The following is a 16,683-nucleotide window of genomic DNA, read 5'->3' as shown; positions in this document are numbered from 1 at the left end:
CTGTTGCAACCTTACCCTGTAAACCTGCATTGATCGACAAGCACATGCGTGTGCAGGGGTTCAAGCAGCCCTTGCCTGCGCCGAGCCGGGTTCACCTATCAGGATGTCTTCAAAAAACGCCCCGACCGGCTCAGTGGGGTGGCACAGCTGTATTTCCAGTACCCACACCACCTCGCTCGGGACGATTTCCACGTCGGCCAGTTTTTCCTGCCCATACAGCACATGCGGGAAGTCGGCGATACGGTGCCCAGCCAGGTTTCGCTCCAGTTGCCAGCCTTTGGCCTGGGCACTGCGCTCGGCGAAGTCGTACAGCTCTCGCCCGGTCAGGCCGCGGCCCCAGGCATCGCGGGTTTCATCGAATACCTCGTGCAGTGCCTTGACGCACGCGTGGTGCAACTCGCGCTGGCCGAACACGAAGGTGTCGCCATAGTCGCCTTCGTAGCCATCCCAGACCGGGCCTACGTCGACCACGACAATGTCTGTGGTACGTAATACGCGTTGCAGGTCGATACCTTGCCGCGGTGTGCGCACGGTGTCGTCGCCAAAACGGATGTAGGTGGGGTGCCAGGTGTGTGACGCGCCCATTGCCTGCAAGGTTTGCGCGGCCATCTCCAGTGCTTGGGCGGTGGTCATGCCGACACGCAGTTGGCTGGCGATCGCGGCCACCGACCGTACCGACTGCTCGCGTGCGGCGAGCATGCCATCCAGCGAAAAACGAGGGCCGACTTTTTCCAGTTCCGGGTGGCGTGTATTGGTTGCAGAAGGCTGTGGCGTCATTGCACCGCTGGCGACAAAGGCCTCCGCGACAAAACGGTGGGGTTGTACGCCTGCGGCCAGGCATTGTTCGCGGGCCTGGCTGATCATCGCGGCATTGCCGCAGGCATAGACCTGGGTTTCGGCCCACTGATGCGCCTGGCCCAGCGCCACCTGCTGCACGCGTGCCTGGGCTGAAAGAACCGGGTGCCAGCAAAAGTGCGGGTATGCATGGCTGGCCTGGTCGAGAAAGTCGCGGTCATAAAAGTCTGCCGTCGATGAACCACCCCAGTACAGCGTGACATCGGTATTGCGGGCCAGGGCAGTCAGCAGCAAGGGCTTGATGCCGGCGTAGCCTGTGCCGGTGGCGAGCAGCACCAGTGGGCGTTGGTCCTCATGTTGCCAGGTACAGGCGCCCAACGGCCCCTCAAGCGTCAGCGTGTCACCCGCTTGCAGGGTACTCAGCAGGCCTTCGGTGAACAGCCCACCGCTAACCTTGCGGATATGAAACACCAGTTGCCCCTGGTCCTGGGCGGGCAGGTTGGCGATGGAGAAACAGCGGCTGTCGCCGTTGCCCAGCTGGAACCTCACGTACTGGCCAGCCCGCACTTCCAGCGGCTGATCAGGCTGTAGCACCAGCTCGACGATGTCTGCACTCAGCGCTCGCTTGCTGTGAACCTGCGCTTGAAATGCCAGTGTCGGGACGTCGAGGGACCAGCCGGGGATCTCCAGGCGCATGTCGCTGCAGGCGTGGCTCTGGCACAGCAGCATCTCGTCAGGGGCCAACGGGTAGGACGGCGCGGGGGTGTCCGCATCGCGCTGCTTGTCCTGATAGAGCCCCGACACCACCTTGACCTTGCAGGAGCCGCACGCGCCGCGGCGACAGGAGAAAGGGACCGGCAGGCCGCTGGCGAGCATGGCATCGAGCAGCAGACCCTGGCTGGCTTCGAAGGTTTTGCCCGAAGGCGACAACTCAATGATGTGGCGGCTTTGCATGAACACCTCGGGCGCAATGGGAGGTTCGATTGTTGCTATAGTCCAGGACCAGCAGAACCTCCAGATTTGGATAATTCATATGGTCCAGCTTCGCAAATGGCAGCCGTTGCTCAAGCTTGATGGGGCGCAGGCATCGTACCGGCAAATCGTCGAGGGGCTGGTGGCCGCGATCAGCGAGGGCCGCCTGCGCCCTGGCACGCCGTTGCCGGGCACGCGGGAGATGGCGAAGCAGCTGAACGTCAACCGCAAGACGGTGATCCTGGCCTATGAGGAAGCCGAAACCAAAGGCTGGCTGCAAAGCGTGCAGCGCCGGGGCACCTTTGTCAGCCAGCAGCTGGCGGGTGTAACACTTGCCAAGCCCGATACCGCGCGGCCTTTTGCCCTGGCGCTGCCAGAGGAACCTGCCGTTCCCTACTTCACGGCGAACGAACAGGCTGCCGCACAGCAAGGGCGCCCGGGTGCCTTGTTTTTCGACAATGGCGCCTGTGACCATCGCCTGTTGCCGCAGGCGGTGCTGCATCGCTATTACCGCAATGCCTTGCGCAGCAGCTTTGCCAGCAACAGTGTTCGCCATGGCAGCGAATGCAGCAGCCTTTACCTGCGCGCCGCCTTGGCTGACATGCTGCGGCACAATCGCAGCCTGAACATTGGCGCCGAGCAGGTTTGCCTGACCCAAGGTGTGCAGATGTCACTGTTCCTCGTCGCCAGTGTGTTGCTCAAGCCAGGTGATGTGGTGCTGGTCGAGCGGCTGAGCTATCCGCCTGCGTTGGAGATTTTCCGCCAGTTGGGTGCCCGCCTGGTTACCGTGGAACTGGACCATGAGGGGTGCCGGGTTGATCAGATCGATGCCCTGTGCCGGCGGCACAAGGTGCGGATGATGTACATCACCCCTCATCACCAGTTCCCGACTACCGTCAGCCTGCCGGCCGGGCGCCGGCAGCAGCTGCTGGAGCTGGCGCGCCAGCACGACTTTTGCCTGGTGGAGGAGGACTACGACTACGAATACCACTTCTCCGGGCGGCCCTATCTGCCTTTGGCCAGCGACCGCCAGCAGCGGCATGTGATCTACATCGGCACGTTGTCCAAGCCCTTGGGCAGCACGTTCCGTTGCAGCTATATCGTGGCACCGGTGGAGGTCATTGCCGTGCTGGAGCGCAGGGCAACGCTGACCCTGGGGCAGGGTGATGCGGTGATGCAGCGCATGCTGGCGGACTTGATCAATGAGGGCGAGCTGAAAAAGCACTTGCGCCGGGTCAACCGCGACTACCGTCGGCGCCGGGAGACCCTGTTGGCATGCTTGCGCGCTGGGTTCGGCGAGCAGATCAGCGTACAGGAACCGGAAGGCGGGCTGGCGCTGTGGGTGCGGTTTGGTGATGCGATCAATGTGGATCAGTTGGTCGAACAAGCGCTGGCGCTGGATCTGGTCGTGCGCAGTGGGCGGCAGTTCTCGCCGTTTGGGCATACCGAGAATGCCCTGCGCCTGGGGTTTGCTTCGCTGGATGTGGATGAAATCCGGTTGGCCACCGAGCGCCTGGTTCAAGCAGCGAAGGCAATATCCACGGGCTGAAAAGGAAATACTCGCCCGGATGTAATCCTGTGGGGGATTGCCCAGCCCATTAGGCTGCGCTGTCGCGCAGAGAACTGATGCCGAGCGCAGCGCGTACCCTGTGGGAGCGGGCGTGCCCGCGAAGAACCCAACGCGGTGTATGGCACCGGCTGCGCCGGTGTTCGCGGGCACGCCCGCTCCCACAGGGTCCCAGCTAAATCAGTAAGTGATGCGCAGTTCTATGAGAGCGGGGTTGCCGATGCGTCAAACCGCCGGGACACGGGCGAAGCCCGTGCCATTCAACGCGGTGCCTGCGGGTGAACCCGCTCTCACAATGGCTCGCGAAGATGCTGGCGCCAGTGCCAGCCCTACGAAAGCATCAGCGCCGCCACACCTTACCTTGTTCGCTGACCACCCAAGGCCTGTCAGCCGCATCCACCAACACCCCGCCAACCCAACGCGGCGCAGGGTTGCAATCAAGCCAGTGTACCTTCCCAGCAAGCACCTGTTCGGCCAGCGGCGTCAACCGCAGCAGTCGCTGTGCCCAGGCCTCTCCCGGGCCTTCCTGCAGCAGCGGTTGCGGCCCATGGATCAAGGGCTGCAGCAACACATGGAACATCATGTCACCCAGGTAAGGCAGGGGATCATCCTGCATCATCAACTGGCCAAACACGCGCCCGGCCGCCAGCTCGCCGCGTGACGCCAGTACGCGCAGCAGCAGGCGTTCGGTAAGGCTCAAGCCATCATTTGCCCCCGGCAGCTCCTGAAGCTGGCGCGCCAATGCACGGCCCAGCAACGGCAAGGCCTCGTGCTGGCGGCCAGCCAGGCTTGCCCATACCTGCGGATCGGTTGCGGTGTAGGCCGCCCATGCCTGGCGCGCAAGGGCCAGTGCATCCTCACCCAGTGCACGACGTTGTGGCCACAGCCAGGCCAACAGGTCGGGGGCCAGTTGCCCGATGCCGATGAAGCGTTCAATGCCGGGTACCTGGTCAATTTCGATCAGCTCCAGCCGACGCGGCAAGGTGGGCAGGCTGGCGAGCACACGAATCAGGAACAGCTGGTCGTAAGCGTCGGCTTCGCACCACAGCACAATCTTGCTGTCCTGGTTCAGTTCGGCCAATGCGCTGCGCTGTGCCGCCTGGCGCTGTTCAAGGTCCGGGGTGCTCAGCTTGAACGCCTGTTGTACGTAGGCACTGCGAACCTGCCAGTACTGGTCTTCGGGCAGTGCTGGCACAGGCCCCATTACCATGGGGTCGTCGAACATCTGGAAGGCGCCGGTAAACCCGGCGGTGCACAAGCTGTGGGCGATGTCGTTACCGCAGCGCCAATGCTGCACGGCGGCCTCGTCATCGGCGCGAAAGTTGGGGTGGCGTGCGGCGAAAGCCACGGCATCGGCATGGGCCTTGAGCCTTGGCCAGCTGGCAAAGCCAGCCTCGCGGGCCACCAGCCATTGGGTGTCGGCAAGCCGGTAGTCGGGGCCGGGCAGGCCAAGCGTGCGCAGTTGCTCGCGGGCGTCGTCGGCTTCGTGGTTTTTAAGTGCGCTCAGCAAGCGCTTGGCGCGTTTGCGCAAGGCAGGCAGGTCGAGCAGGCCGTGGTGGCGGGACGCATTGATGGCGGGCATGCCAACTCCTTTGGGGCTCGGTCCGCCGACAAGCCGGGAGCTGGTATGGGAATGTGATGACACAAGGCTCGGGCAACCCCTTCGCGCGGACCGCAGGCGCAGCCGGCGCCCAGGCCCCGACTTTAACGGTGCAGGGCTCCCGGTTGCAAACGATAGTTTTCCTGTAGGTTGCCATGCGCTTTATAGTGGCGGGCTCTACTCGGTTGAAGTCAAAGGAATGCCAACCATGCGCCTACGTACGCTGCTTGCGGCAATCGGCACCAGCCTGTCGCTGACCTCGGCACTGGCCGCACCAGGCCAGCCAGCGCCCCCTGCGGATAAACGTATTTCGGTAACGGTCGAGGGGGCCGGGCCAGACGTCATCCTGATCCCCGGGCTGGCCTCATCCCGTGAGGTGTGGGCGGGGCTCGCCAGCGCCCTGCGCCAACAGCACCGCCTGCACCTGGTGCAGGTTGCAGGCTTTGCCGGTTCGCCTGCCGTAGCTGCGGGGGATGGGCGCGTGGCCGCACCGGTCGCCGAAGCGGTCGCAGACTATATCCGCAGCCAGCACCTTGCAGCGCCGGCCATCATTGGCCACTCGCTGGGCGGCGAGGTTGCGTTGATGCTCGGAGCGCGCTTTCCCGAACAGGTAGGGCGGCTGATGGTGGTGGACGCGATGCCGTTCTACACCTTGCTGATCGACCCCACTGCCACCGCCGAAGCGGCCGTGCCGCAGGCTGCGGCCTTGCGCGATGCGACGTTGGCGGCCCCGGCGGAGCAGGCCGAAGCCATGCAGCGCAGCGCCATCGCCCGGTTGGTCAAGACCGAGGCGGCCAGGCCGGCACTGGCCGAAACGGCGCTGCGCTCGGACCGCATCACGGTAGCCAACGCCACCTATGAGCTGATGACCACCGACCTGCGCCCGGAACTCGCCCGCATTCGGGCGCCATTAGAGGTCGTGTATGCCTATGACACGCAGTTCGGCATTCCGGTTGAGTGGGTTGATGGCACCTTCCGCAACGCCTACGCCAGCGCACCCGGCGCCAGCTTCAAACGTATCGATGGCAGCTTCCATTTCGTCATGCTGGACCAGCCCCAGGCATTCGCCACGGCAGTCATCGACTTCCTTGGCCGATGAGGTGGCCCGCCCGGCGCTGTTGGCCGGGAGGGTCATGCCTTCAATGCGCTGCCGTTGGCAACATCTGTTCGGTTACCGCCCATAACCACTTCCTGGCGCCTCAAGCCTGCGCCGGCACCTCCGATAGCTGCACACCCACCGTCGAATCAGCGACCAGAAGTGGTGCCAACAAGGAGTACTGCCCGCATGCTTGCCAACCTGAAGATACGTACTGGAATGTTCTGGGTGCTGTCATTGTTCAGCCTGACCCTGCTGTTTTCCACCGTCAGCGCCTGGCAGGCTGCCGTGGGCAGCGACCAGCAGATCACCGAACTGGACCAGACTGCGCACCAGTCGGACCGGTTGAACAACGCGCTGTTGATGGCAATTCGCGCCAGCGCCAACGTGTCGTCAGGCTTTATCGAGCAGTTGGGCGGCCATGACGAGAGCGCTGGCAAGCGCATGGCCTTGTCGGTTGAGTTGAACGACAAGAGCCAGAAGCTGGTAGACGCATTCGTCGAAAACGCCCGTGAGCCCGCCCAGCATGCACTGGCCACCGAACTGCAGGCCACCTTTGCCGAGTACGCCAAGGCAGTTGCCGGGCAGCGTGAGGCGACCCGCCAGCGTTCGCTGGAGCAGTACTTCAAGGTCAACACCGACGCCGGCAACGCCATGGGTCGGTTGCAGGCGCTGCGCCAGCAACTGGTCAGCGCCTTGAGCGACCGCGGCCAGCAGATCATGCTGGAATCCGACCGTCGCCTGGCCCGCGCCCAACTGCTGAGCCTTGGGCTGCTGGGCGTTACATTGCTGCTGGCGGTGTTGTGCTGGGCGTTCATTGCCCAGCGCGTGCTGCACCCGCTGCGTGAAGCCGGTCGGCATTTTCAGCGTATTGCCGGGGGTGACCTGAGTGTGCCGGTACAAGGGCAGGGCACTAACGAGATCGGCCAACTGTTCCACGAACTGCAACGCATGCAACAGAGCCAGCGTGACACCCTGGGGCAGATCAGCAACTGTGCCGGGCAGCTGGACGCAGCCGCCACGGCGTTGAACGCGGTTACCGAACAAAGCGCCAGCAACCTGCGCCAGCAGGGCCAGGAACTGGAGCAGGCTGCCACCGCTGTTACAGAAATGACCACGGCGGTGGAAGAAGTTGCGCGCAACGCCATCACCACCTCGCAAACCACCAGTGAGTCCAACCAGCTGGCCGCGCAAAGCCGCCGGCAAGTCAGCGACAACATTGACGGCACCGAGGCCATGACCCGCGAGATCCAGACCAGCAGCGCGCACCTGGAGCAACTGGTTGGGCAGGTGCGGGACATCGGCAAGGTGCTGGAAGTGATCCGCTCGGTGTCCGAACAAACCAACCTGCTGGCGCTCAATGCCGCCATCGAAGCGGCCCGCGCGGGTGAGGCCGGCCGCGGTTTTGCGGTGGTGGCGGACGAGGTCCGCACGTTGGCCTACCGTACACAGCAGTCGACCCAGGAAATCGAACAGATGATCGGCCGTGTGCAGGCTGGCACCGAAGCGGCGGTGGCCTCGATGCAGGCCAGCACCAACCGCGCCCAGTCGACGCTGGACGTGACCCTGGCCTCAGGGCAGGTGCTGGAGGGTATCTACAGTGCGATTGGCGAAATCAACGAGCGTAACCTGGTGATTGCCAGTGCGGCCGAAGAGCAGGCCCAGGTGGCGCGGGAGGTGGACCGCAACCTGCTGAACATTCGCGAGCTGTCGGACCAGTCGGCGGCGGGGGCGCAACAGACCAGCGAGGCGAGCAAGGCAATGGCGGGTTTGGTAGGGGAGATGACGGCGCTGGTGGCGCGGTTCAGGGTGTAACTTACGAATCTGCAAGCAGCCCGCTCACCCTGTGGGAGCGGGCGCGCCCGCGAAGGGCCGCAAAGCGGCCCCGTCTGGATATTTGCCCTTCAGCCCGGCTGCGCCGCCAGGCTATTGCTCACATTACGCCCCAGCACCAGCACCGTGACAAATCCACAGCCCACCAGCGCCGTGGCCAGGCTCAACAGCACGGCCGTGCCCATATGGTCGACCACCTGCCCGCCGAAAAATGAACCCACGGCGATGATCACCTGGAACATGGCCACGAACAGCGGCATGCCACGTTCCACATCCTTGGGTGCCACCACGAACATCCAGATGTTGGCGCAGGCGGGGAACGCACCAAAGGCGAAGCCCCACAGCGCGATCAGCATCGCCGCGCCAGTCATGCTGGTGGCGAAGTGCGGGAACAGGGCGGTGCTCACGGCAATCATGAACGCGACCAGCATCAAGGTGTGCCGCACGCTGCGGTTGGCAGCAAAGCCGGCGAAGATGTTACCCATGAAGCCCGCCACGCCGTACAGCAGCAGCAACGAACCAATGGTAGGCCCGTCAAAGCCGGCATTCTGCTTGAAGAACGGCGCCACATAGGTATACGCGGCAAAGTGCGCCAGGCCGATCAGCAGCACGGCAATCAAGCCGACCCGTGCTTGTGGGTTGATGAACAACGCCGGCAGGTCGCTGACGCGAATGGCCTTTTCCGGCATCAGCCGTGGCAGCAGGAACACCTGTGCCAGCAGCACCGGCACGCCCACCAGTGCGGTAACCAGGAAGGTCATGCGCCAGCCCATCAGGCCGCTTAGCCAGGTGCCCACAGGCACGCCCACCACGGTCGCCAGGGTTACGCCAGCCATGATGATCGAGTTGGCCTTGGCCACGCCCATGCCATCAGGTGCCAGGCGGCCGCTGAGTGCGATGGCAGTGGCCCAGAAGCCGCCGATGCTCACACCCAGCAGCACACGCCCGACCAGCAGCAGGTTGAAGTCGCCGGCATAGGCGACGATGGCGTTGGCGATGATCATGATCAGCGTCAGGCCGATCAGCAGGTAGCGCCGGTCCAGCGCACCAACGCCCACGGAAATGATCGGGGCGGCCAGCGCGGCCATGATGCCGGGCAGGGTTACCATCAAGCCGGCCAGGCCCGCACTGATACCCAGGTCACTGGCCACGTCGTTGAGTACGCCCACCGGCAGGAACTCGCTGGTGACCAGGGCAAAGGCGCCGACGGCGACCGAGAGAATCGCCAGCCACTGCTGGGTGACGCTTTGTTGATTGTGTTCGGGGACGGCCCGAGGGGCCTGGCTGGCACTTGGCATGGTGTCGGATTCCAAGGAGGGATGTCGCCTGTAGCAGGCGCAAGAGGGGGGATTCGGCGGGGATTATAGGGGGCACGCCTGCCAGGCAGACAGGCGGCTCGGGTGATAGTAATCATCAGCGCAATCGATGAAACGCCTTGCGCAGAGCGGCCGCTATCGGCCGCGCCCCACCAGCGCCGCCCCCGCGCAGGCCATGGCAATGGCGGCAATGCCCAGCCACTGGGTCAACGTCAGCACTTCGTTGAGGATCAGCCAGCCGGCGATTGCCCCTGCTGCCGGCGAAGCGCTGAGCAGCACGCCAAAAATGCTTGGCGGCAGGTGGCGCATTGCGTACATATCGAGCAAAAACGGCACTGTACTGGAAAGCAGGGCCACGCCCAACCCTACCATGAGCACCCACGGGGCCAACAGCTCAACCCCGGCGTGGTTGACGCCAAGCGGTACCCCCAGCAGCGCCGCGAACAACATGCCGGTGGCGACAGACTGCTTGCCATGAACCGCGACTTTGCTGCCCAGCACCACATACAACCCCCACGCCAATGCGGCAGCGAGCGAGTACATGACCCCGCGCGGGTCCAAGCCCTGGCTGTCCGTCCCCCAAGGCAGCAAGGTAAGCCCGGCGCCCGACAAGGCGATCCACAGCAAGTCGATCCGCCGCCGCGAAGACAGCAAGGCCGCCCCAAGCGGGCCGATGACTTCGATGGAAACCGCAATACCCACCGGGATATACAGGAAGGCGCGATAGATCAGGATGTTCATCAGGCCCATCATCAGGCCATAGCCCAGCAGGTGCAGCATGTTGGCCTGGCGCCAGATGCGCCAAGGGCGCAGAAGCGCCAGCAAGATCAGCGCCGACAGGCCCAGCCGCAAGGCGACCACGCCCTCGGGCCCAACCAGTGGAAACAGGGTCTTGGCCAAGGCCGCCCCGGTCTGCACCGATAACAGTGCCACGATGGCAGCACCGACCGGGGCGAAGGTTCCAGCATTTTTTGCGTCCACGCGTGGCTCCAGCAACATTCGTGGCGCCATTTTAGTGCTCGGCCTGCGAAGCAATTGCTGTGAAAATAGGCCCCTGATGAGTGAACTGCTTTCTTTGGAACCCGAACATGAGTGACTGCACCAACCGTCCGCTGGACAGCTTCGATCACGCGATCCTGCGTTTGCTGCAGCAAGACAACAAGACTTCGCAGCGCGCCATTGCCGAGGATATCGGCCTGTCCACGCCCGCCGTGCAGCGGCGGGTTGCGCAGATGGAGGCCAGTGGGGTGATTGCGGCCAACACCTCGGTGATTGCCCCGGAACGTGTTGGCCAGATGATTACCGCCATCGTCGAGTCGCGCCTGCGCGACGACCGTTCGCTGGTAATGGACCGGGCCAAGCGCTATTTCGCCAATGTGGCGGAAATACAGCAGTGCTACTTCGTCAACGGTGGCGTGTCATTCATCATCGTCATGCTGGCGCGTGACGTGGCGCATTTCGAAAAACTGGTGCGGCTGCACTTTGCCGACAACGAAGACATCCTGACCTACCGCACGCTGATTGTGCTGGACAAGGTCAAGGTGGGCCTGGGTGTTCCAGTCTAGCGGCTTGTTGTCCAGGCACGACGCCGCCCAGCACCATCCGGGTGACTGTCCTGGTAGCCAGGTCGTAGTCCGACTTGTCAGGTGCGGGTAGGCCCCTGACCTGCGCCATCTGCCAGGCCAGGTTGCTGTAGGTGCGGGTTGCCGACCAGATGAAGATCATCAGGTGCTCAGGGTCACAGGGTGCCAGCCGGCCAACTTCGATCCAGTGGCGCAGCCACACCACGTTGCGCCGGGCCTCTTCCTGCAGCATGTGCTTGCCCGCCTCGGGCAGGCGTTTGCCCCCTGACAGCAACTCCTGGCTGAACACGGTGGCAGCGAACGGGTGTTCGCGAATGATGCGGATGCGGGCCTTGATATAGGCCCGCAGGCCAAGCACCGGGTCGTCGCTGTGGCGCAGCGCTGCCGAGGCCTTCAGCAACGGCTCGAGAAAGCTCATCAGCACCTGGACGTAAAGGTTTTCCTTGCTCTGGAAGTAGTAATAGAGATTGGCCTTGGGCAAACCGGCGCGTTCGGCAATGTCGTGCGAATGGGTGGCGGTGAAACCGCCCACGGAAAACGCTTCGCTGGCAGCCCTCAGTATCAGCTTGAGGTTCTTGCGTCGTATACCAGGGTTGCCAAGCGACTGATCAAGCGCGCCGTGCAGGGCGGCACCTTGGTCGTTGGCAGCGTTCGGTGTATTGGTTTGAGCGTACATCAAGGCGTCATCTAGGCTTTCGGGTTTCGATGTATAAAAAAGTATATAGCGAGTGTCATGTTTTTAGCGAGGCGTTGCAAGGCAGCGCTGTGCACGAGGTGTAAGTGCATCGGCAATGGCGGAAATGTGGCGAGGGAGGCGGCAGGGGCCTCGATGAAGCCCTTCCAGCCTGATCACGCAGGTAAAAGCAGGCGCAGCAGGCCGGTGATGACAATTGCAAACAGCACCACCGGCAGGATGGCGTAACGGCTCGCGGCGTATACGGTCAGGCCCAGCGCAATCAGGTCGGCCGGCTGCCCGGTCACGAACTTGTGTGCGATCACTGCAATCAGCACGCAGCCGGGCGCGGCGTTCAGCACCTGGGTCAGCTGCGGCCCCAGGGTGCGCTTGCGCAGCAGGACAAAGCCCAGCGCACGGGTCAGGTAGGTGACAACGGCCATACCGATGATGGTGGTCAGCGTCGCGACGTCGATCATGGCTTGGCCCACAGGTAGGCGGTTACCAGGCCGGCCACGGTGCCTGCAAGCACGTACCAGCCGCCGGGGATCAGCAGGTAGAACAGCGCTGCGGTGAACAGACTGAACAACCACGGCAAGGCGGCATGCACACCTTTCCACATGCCCTTGAGCAGCACCAGGAAGACGGCGGCGAAGGCCATGTCGAAGCCATAGCTGCGCAGGTCGCCGAGCAGCGGCCCGGCTTGCGCGCCGAGGCTGGTGAAGGTGACCCACGTGGCCCAAAGGCACAATGACACACCCATGAAATAGCGCAGGCTGAAGCCACCGCGCTGGCGTGCATCGGCCAGGCCCATGGCCCAGCTCTCGTCGCACATGAAGAACAGCGCCCCCAGTGCCTTGGGTAGTGGCAGGTGATGCAGGTACGGCGCCAGGGTGGCGCCCATCAGCAGGTGGCGACTGTTGACCAGCAGGGTCATGGCGACAATCACCAGGATCGCCGGCGGTGAGGTCCATAGTTCGATGGCGGCGAACTCCGAGCCACCACCGAAGTTGAGCCCGGTTATCAGCGCCACCGCGCCAGCTGAAAGCTGGTGTTGGGACGCCTGCGCGCCGAGGACCAGGGAGAAGGGGATGAAGCCCAGCAGCACCGGCAAGGCGGCAATGGCGCCACGGCGCAATTCGCTTGGCGGTGTTGTGGCGGGGGGATCGCTCAGTACAGGTTCAAGGGTATTCATGGTTTCCTCCGGTGAAGGAAAATTATTCCAATGAATCGCTGAAATTGGCTTGCGTAGTTGCAATGGTGCGCGGAGGATTTGGCATCTGCTGCTGCTAATCTGGAAAAGGATCTAAACCAATGCCAATCAAGCTCGATGCCATCGATCGCCGTATCCTGCGGGCGCTGCAGCGTGATGGCCGGCTGCAGAACCAGGAGTTGGCCAGGCAGGTGGGGTTGTCTGCATCGCCATGCCTGCGTCGGGTGCGCTTATTGGAGGAGGCGGGGGTGATCGAGCGCTACGTGGCATTGCTCGACCCGGCGAAGGTGGCGCTGGGGTTGACCCTGTTCGTGCGGGTGTGGCTCAAGCGTCAGGATCAGGATACGACGGATGAGTTCGTCGAGGCCGTGCGCCTGTTGCCAGAGGTGGTGGAGTGCCATGTGATGGCGGGCGATTGTGATTTGATGCTGCGGGTGGTTGCGGCGGACCTGGAGGCGTATCGCCGCTTCCAGGTGAAGCACCTGACCAGTTTGAGCGTGGTGCAGAACGTGAAGACCGAAGTGCCGATGGAGAAGATCAAACTGACCACCGAACTGCCGGTTTAACTGCGGCAAGTCACCCTGCGTTATACCTGTGGGAAAACGATTTTGTTCAAAATCTCCATGCTTGCGCAATCTCTGTGGGAGCGGGCGTTCCCGCGAAGAATCCAAAGCGGTGCATGGCACCGGCTGCGCCGGTGTTCGCGGGCATGCCCGCTCCCACAGGGTCCCTGCTAAATCAGTAAGTGATGTGCAGTTCCATGAGAGCTGGCTTGCCGGCGGGGGGCTGCCCAGCAGCACATCACCCAGATCCAAGTAGATATTGGCGCCTTCACCCGCTTGCCACGCGAATGTGAGCGCATTGGTGAAACTGATGCTGGGCGCTGCGCCTACCCTGTGGGAGCGGGCGCGCCCGCGAAGAATGCAACGCAGTGCATGGCACCGGCTTTGCCGGTGTTCGCGGGCTAGCCCGCTCCCACAGAGTTCCGGTTAAATCAGTAAGTTATGTGCAGTTCCATGAGCGCGGCCTGGTGTCGCGATGGGCAAATTCATAACGGATTGTGATCCCAGGCATCATGACAATATATTTATCCTTATCAATGCCAGGCCCTAGCATCTGAACCCCGCCAACGCCCATCACCATGAGGTCTTGATGAACAGTTCGCTCTTCGTATCCCAACGTACCGCCGCCTTGTTGTTACAGCACTGGCGCAGTGGTGAACTGCTGACGGAACTGCCCGCCAGCCTCAAGCCCGAGACCCTGAAGCAAGGCTACGACAGCCAGGACCAGCTGTTTGCTGCCGCGGCGGGCCAGCGTTGCGGGTGGAAGCTTGGCGTCGGTAGCCCGGCTGGCATGCGTGCGGCCAATCTGTCCCGGCCCCTGGTCGGCCAGCTCGAAGACAAGCGCTGCCACGAAGACGGCGCGCATATACAGCTGCCGGCTGTGACGCCAGTGACCATCGAGTGCGAAGTTGCCTTCGTTCTGGACCGTGATATCCCCCCACAAGCCGGCCGCGCACCGGTCAGCGAAGATATCCGTGCCACTTGCGTCACCTTCGAAGTGGTGCGCTCGCGTTTCGTCGACCGCAAGGCTGTCGGCTGGCCGAGCTTTGTCGCCGACAACGTCGGCTTCGAGGCACTGGTAATCAGCGATAGCCTGGGCGCAGGCATCGACGTGGCGCTACTGGCCGACCTCGCCGAAACCGCCGAGGTGTATGTAGACGGCGAATTGCGGGCGGGTGGTTTGTCCGGTGATGCAGCGACCGACCCGCTGGTGTCGCTGGCCCACCTGTATGCGCACGCCGCCGAGCGCGGGCAGACCCTGAAAGCGGGTGATGTGGTCACCACTGGGGCCATGTGCCAGCCGTTCGACCTGAGCCAGACAGGGCATCAGGTCAGTGCCAGGTTCATTGGCCGGACGCTGTCGTTTACGCTGTAACGATCGACCACTGTTCGAACGCTGTCTGCATTCTCTGCCGTGTTTGCGTGTCGGCGGGGATCAAGTGTTCGATGCGCAGTGACTGCACGGTTATGTCCTGCGGCATGCCGAAGGTGGTAAATGTGGACAGGAAGCTCAGTTCGCCATAGGGCGTTCGCACACGAGTCAGCAGCACGGGGGTGGCCGCTGCAGCATCAAGCCGGCTGCCCGGGGCCGGCAAGCCTCGCAGGCGCTCTGCCAGCGTCGGGTTGCCGGCGGCCTCCCGGGACGCACGTTGCCAGGCCGCGGCGCGGATTTCTGGCGCGTTGGCCAGGTGGTCACCCAGCCCACCGGGGCACAGCAGTGTCTGTAGCAGATTGAGTTCGGTCGCGGGCTGTGCGGTAACGCCGGCCATCGCCAGCAGCAGCCCGGTACTGGTATTGGCGGCGATTACATCCCAGTTGCTGTCGATGACGATCGCCGGTGCGGGGTTGTTCACCTGCAGGATGTGTTCGATCGCAGTATTGACCAATGCCAGTTCCGGCGCATCGAGCGGTGAGGCAGCGTAGCGGGGTGCGTAGCCGGCGGCGACGAATACTTCGTTGCAGTGCTCCAGCGGCGCACCTAGCGCCGACAACAGGGCATGTAAAGTGCTCGGGCTGGCCCTGGCCCGCCCGGTTTCCACACAGCTCAGGTGACGCTGCGACAGCCCGGCCAGCAATGCCAGGTCCAGTTGGCTGAGGTTGGCCTGCTGGCGCAGGTGACGCAGATGCTGGCCAGCGGCAGTGTGCGGGGCAGGGGTATTTCGATGGAACAGATGCTGGTTCATGCGTTGCCCTGATCGTCCTTGAGTGCAATGTCCATGACCTCACGGGTCATTGAGCGCAGGCAACCCTATCACTACTGTGCCGACAAACCCTACCAAGGAGCGTGACATGGGCTTGCGTATCTGCGCGCTGGCGTTGCTGGTGCTGTTTTCGCTGTATACCGGCTGGACGATAATGATTGCCGAGCAATCGCTGCTGGCGTTCGGCCTGGCGCTGTTGTCGCGGCCGGACACCGCCCAGGTGGTGATTGACCTGTACCTGATGGCGGGGCTGGCGTGCTGCTGGATGGTGCGGGACAATCGCCTGCGGGGCAACGCCGCAACCTCGGTGTTGCCATACCTGCTGCTGACCGCGGTATTCGTTTCGCTGGGGCCGTTGTCGTACCTGGTGACCAGAGGCGTTGCTCAGGGGCAGCAGCCATGAGCAGTACCCTGCAGGTCTATGCACTGTGCGTGGTGGTGCTGTTTCTCAAGATGCTGCTGGTTTCCTGCTACCAGGGCTATCACCGTTTGCGCTACATCGCTTTCACCAATCCGGAAGATGCGGCCGTTTTCGGGCGCGCCGCCCAGGCTGTCGAGCGCCCGCAAGTGTTGCGCGCCGCCAAGGTATGGGCCAATGACCTGGAGAACATTCCGGCTTTCTTTATGCTCGCTGGGCTGGCTGTTGCCCTACACGCAGCGGCGCAACCGACATTATGGTTGAGCATTGCGTTTACCCTTGCCCGCATCCTGCACACACTGGCCTACCTGCGGGGCGTGCAGCCATGGCGAACACTGTTCTACGGCGTCGGGGTTATTTGCCTGGTGGGTTTTTGCGCCCTCATTGCAGCGAAGCTTTGCACCTGACCCAAAATATTGCATGAGTCATCTTGATGCTTTCACATAGCAGTACTAATACTTAAGCACTGCCGAAGAGGGATGATCATGCAGACGCGCTTCGTTGTGGTGCCCGCAGTGCCAATCCAGAAAGAGGTTTACCCACGGCGGCTCGGTTTCCCCGTTGCATTGGGGGAGGGCTATGACCTTTACGACACTCAGGAAAAGTTGCGTCTGAGCCTGAATTTTTCCACCCGTGCCCAAGCCGAATTCGAATGTGCGAGCCGCAACCGCTGCGGCAATGCCGGCGATGCCGATTTTGTCGGTATGGGTTGATTGGTTTCGAACACGCAGGCGAAGCCTGGTCGCGGCGTTGGCAGGCTCCGTATGGGTGGCATGGTGTTCACTCCTGCAGGGTTGCCTGAGCGGTTGAAACCTGCACACCGTTGAAGTGCCGGATAATGCATGACCGGCCG

At 63.0% G+C, this 16,683-nt stretch carries 17 protein-coding genes; 9 read left to right on the top strand and 8 right to left on the bottom strand.

The features are described 5' to 3' along the window. Nucleotides 1–60 precede the first annotated feature (60 nt). Complete coding sequence (locus ACFY9W_RS21625; RefSeq protein WP_391134411.1) at nt 61–1,749, bottom strand: M24 family metallopeptidase; 1,689 nt, start codon at nt 1,747–1,749, stop codon at nt 61–63. A gap of 79 nt (nt 1,750–1,828) precedes the next feature. Here ACFY9W_RS21625 and ACFY9W_RS21620 point away from each other — a divergent pair, with 79 nt between their 5' ends. After that, entirely contained in the window at nt 1,829–3,316 is a 1,488-nt protein-coding gene (locus tag ACFY9W_RS21620; RefSeq protein ID WP_391134408.1) for an aminotransferase class I/II-fold pyridoxal phosphate-dependent enzyme, read from the top strand. A gap of 358 nt (nt 3,317–3,674) precedes the next feature. On the opposite strand, the gene ACFY9W_RS21615 is transcribed toward ACFY9W_RS21620, so the two are convergent. Then, nucleotides 3,675–4,916 (bottom strand): DUF1835 domain-containing protein, encoded by a 1,242-nt coding sequence (locus ACFY9W_RS21615; protein ID WP_391134405.1) that lies wholly within the window; start codon nt 4,914–4,916, stop codon nt 3,675–3,677. 226 nt (nt 4,917–5,142) lie between these two features. Between ACFY9W_RS21615 and ACFY9W_RS21610 the strand changes: the two genes are divergently transcribed. Both ACFY9W_RS21610 and ACFY9W_RS21605 read left to right on the top strand, forming a co-directional pair. Then, on the top strand, nt 5,143–6,033 hold the full coding sequence (locus tag ACFY9W_RS21610) for an alpha/beta fold hydrolase (RefSeq protein ID WP_391134402.1): 891 nt from the start codon (nt 5,143–5,145) through the stop codon (nt 6,031–6,033). A 186-nt stretch (nt 6,034–6,219) separates the two neighbouring features. Beyond that, on the top strand, nt 6,220–7,845 hold the full coding sequence (locus ACFY9W_RS21605; RefSeq protein ID WP_391134399.1) for a methyl-accepting chemotaxis protein: 1,626 nt from the start codon (nt 6,220–6,222) through the stop codon (nt 7,843–7,845). 89 nt (nt 7,846–7,934) lie between these two features. Here ACFY9W_RS21605 and ACFY9W_RS21600 read toward each other — a convergent pair whose 3' ends face one another. Next, nucleotides 7,935–9,161: an MFS transporter gene (locus ACFY9W_RS21600; protein WP_391134396.1), complete on the bottom strand. Its 1,227-nt coding sequence runs from the start codon at nt 9,159–9,161 to the stop codon at nt 7,935–7,937. A gap of 153 nt (nt 9,162–9,314) precedes the next feature. Further along, a complete protein-coding gene (locus ACFY9W_RS21595; RefSeq protein WP_391134393.1) occupies nt 9,315–10,160 on the bottom strand; it encodes an EamA family transporter in 846 nt (281 codons plus the stop codon). 107 nt (nt 10,161–10,267) lie between these two features. On the opposite strand from ACFY9W_RS21595, the gene ACFY9W_RS21590 reads away from it, so the two are divergent. Then, entirely contained in the window at nt 10,268–10,744 is a 477-nt protein-coding gene (locus ACFY9W_RS21590; protein ID WP_391134390.1) for an AsnC family transcriptional regulator, read from the top strand. On the opposite strand, the gene ACFY9W_RS21585 is transcribed toward ACFY9W_RS21590, so the two are convergent. From ACFY9W_RS21585 to ACFY9W_RS21575, 3 genes are all read right to left on the bottom strand, one after another. Next, nucleotides 10,716–11,438, bottom strand: coding sequence for a TetR family transcriptional regulator C-terminal domain-containing protein (locus ACFY9W_RS21585; protein ID WP_391134387.1), 723 nt, complete (start codon nt 11,436–11,438; stop codon nt 10,716–10,718). The two genes, ACFY9W_RS21590 and ACFY9W_RS21585, sit on opposite strands and share 29 nt — an antisense overlap. Nucleotides 11,439–11,611: 173 nt before the next feature. Beyond that, nucleotides 11,612–11,914 (bottom strand): AzlD domain-containing protein, encoded by a 303-nt coding sequence (locus tag ACFY9W_RS21580; RefSeq protein WP_391134385.1) that lies wholly within the window; start codon nt 11,912–11,914, stop codon nt 11,612–11,614. Further along, nucleotides 11,911–12,630, bottom strand: coding sequence for an AzlC family ABC transporter permease (locus ACFY9W_RS21575; RefSeq protein ID WP_391134382.1), 720 nt, complete (start codon nt 12,628–12,630; stop codon nt 11,911–11,913). The genes ACFY9W_RS21580 and ACFY9W_RS21575 overlap by 4 nt, the downstream gene beginning before the upstream one ends. A 119-nt stretch (nt 12,631–12,749) precedes the next feature. Here ACFY9W_RS21575 and ACFY9W_RS21570 point away from each other — a divergent pair, with 119 nt between their 5' ends. Next, nucleotides 12,750–13,214, top strand: coding sequence for a winged helix-turn-helix transcriptional regulator (locus ACFY9W_RS21570; RefSeq protein ID WP_391134379.1), 465 nt, complete (start codon nt 12,750–12,752; stop codon nt 13,212–13,214). A 586-nt stretch (nt 13,215–13,800) separates the two neighbouring features. Then, nucleotides 13,801–14,586 carry a fumarylacetoacetate hydrolase family protein gene (locus tag ACFY9W_RS21565; RefSeq protein WP_391134376.1) on the top strand — a complete coding sequence of 262 codons (786 nt, stop codon included), beginning with the start codon at nt 13,801–13,803 and terminating at the stop codon, nt 14,584–14,586. On the opposite strand, the gene ACFY9W_RS21560 is transcribed toward ACFY9W_RS21565, so the two are convergent. Further along, complete coding sequence (locus tag ACFY9W_RS21560) at nt 14,576–15,394, bottom strand: helix-turn-helix domain-containing protein (RefSeq protein ID WP_391134373.1); 819 nt, start codon at nt 15,392–15,394, stop codon at nt 14,576–14,578. The genes ACFY9W_RS21565 and ACFY9W_RS21560 overlap by 11 nt on opposite strands. Before the next feature lie 106 nt (nt 15,395–15,500). On the opposite strand from ACFY9W_RS21560, the gene ACFY9W_RS21555 reads away from it, so the two are divergent. The 3 genes from ACFY9W_RS21555 (at nt 15,501) to ACFY9W_RS21545 (ending at nt 16,543) form a co-directional block, all read left to right on the top strand. Continuing rightward, entirely contained in the window at nt 15,501–15,815 is a 315-nt protein-coding gene (locus ACFY9W_RS21555) for a DUF2834 domain-containing protein (protein WP_391134370.1), read from the top strand. Then, complete coding sequence (locus ACFY9W_RS21550; RefSeq protein ID WP_391134367.1) at nt 15,812–16,237, top strand: MAPEG family protein; 426 nt, start codon at nt 15,812–15,814, stop codon at nt 16,235–16,237. The genes ACFY9W_RS21555 and ACFY9W_RS21550 overlap by 4 nt, the downstream gene beginning before the upstream one ends. 72 nt (nt 16,238–16,309) lie before the next feature. After that, entirely contained in the window at nt 16,310–16,543 is a 234-nt protein-coding gene (locus tag ACFY9W_RS21545) for a hypothetical protein (protein ID WP_391134364.1), read from the top strand. Nucleotides 16,544–16,683: the final 140 nt, after the last annotated feature.

The sequence above is a fragment of the Pseudomonas sp. NPDC008258 genome (assembly GCF_042956345.1).
GTDB lineage: Bacteria > Pseudomonadota > Gammaproteobacteria > Pseudomonadales > Pseudomonadaceae > Aquipseudomonas.
The sequence above is the reverse complement of the archived record's forward strand: the minus strand, read 5'-3'. Positions and strand labels throughout refer to the sequence as shown.

What these genes read in the sequence shown, in the direction of transcription:
- ACFY9W_RS21625 (WP_391134411.1), bottom strand. Translation starts at nt 1,749, where the DNA reads ATGCAAAGCCGCCACATCATTGAGTTGTCGCCTTCGGGCAAAACCTTC.
- ACFY9W_RS21620 (WP_391134408.1), top strand. Translation starts at nt 1,829, where the DNA reads ATGGTCCAGCTTCGCAAATGGCAGCCGTTGCTCAAGCTTGATGGGGCG.
- ACFY9W_RS21615 (WP_391134405.1), bottom strand. Translation starts at nt 4,916, where the DNA reads ATGCCCGCCATCAATGCGTCCCGCCACCACGGCCTGCTCGACCTGCCT.
- ACFY9W_RS21610 (WP_391134402.1), top strand. Translation starts at nt 5,143, where the DNA reads ATGCGCCTACGTACGCTGCTTGCGGCAATCGGCACCAGCCTGTCGCTG.
- ACFY9W_RS21605 (WP_391134399.1), top strand. Translation starts at nt 6,220, where the DNA reads ATGCTTGCCAACCTGAAGATACGTACTGGAATGTTCTGGGTGCTGTCA.
- ACFY9W_RS21600 (WP_391134396.1), bottom strand. Translation starts at nt 9,161, where the DNA reads ATGCCAAGTGCCAGCCAGGCCCCTCGGGCCGTCCCCGAACACAATCAA.
- ACFY9W_RS21590 (WP_391134390.1), top strand. Translation starts at nt 10,268, where the DNA reads ATGAGTGACTGCACCAACCGTCCGCTGGACAGCTTCGATCACGCGATC.
- ACFY9W_RS21585 (WP_391134387.1), bottom strand. Translation starts at nt 11,438, where the DNA reads ATGTACGCTCAAACCAATACACCGAACGCTGCCAACGACCAAGGTGCC.
- ACFY9W_RS21580 (WP_391134385.1), bottom strand. Translation starts at nt 11,914, where the DNA reads ATGATCGACGTCGCGACGCTGACCACCATCATCGGTATGGCCGTTGTC.
- ACFY9W_RS21575 (WP_391134382.1), bottom strand. Translation starts at nt 12,630, where the DNA reads ATGAATACCCTTGAACCTGTACTGAGCGATCCCCCCGCCACAACACCG.
- ACFY9W_RS21570 (WP_391134379.1), top strand. Translation starts at nt 12,750, where the DNA reads ATGCCAATCAAGCTCGATGCCATCGATCGCCGTATCCTGCGGGCGCTG.
- ACFY9W_RS21565 (WP_391134376.1), top strand. Translation starts at nt 13,801, where the DNA reads ATGAACAGTTCGCTCTTCGTATCCCAACGTACCGCCGCCTTGTTGTTA.
- ACFY9W_RS21560 (WP_391134373.1), bottom strand. Translation starts at nt 15,394, where the DNA reads ATGAACCAGCATCTGTTCCATCGAAATACCCCTGCCCCGCACACTGCC.
- ACFY9W_RS21555 (WP_391134370.1), top strand. Translation starts at nt 15,501, where the DNA reads ATGGGCTTGCGTATCTGCGCGCTGGCGTTGCTGGTGCTGTTTTCGCTG.
- ACFY9W_RS21550 (WP_391134367.1), top strand. Translation starts at nt 15,812, where the DNA reads ATGAGCAGTACCCTGCAGGTCTATGCACTGTGCGTGGTGGTGCTGTTT.
- ACFY9W_RS21545 (WP_391134364.1), top strand. Translation starts at nt 16,310, where the DNA reads ATGATCATGCAGACGCGCTTCGTTGTGGTGCCCGCAGTGCCAATCCAG.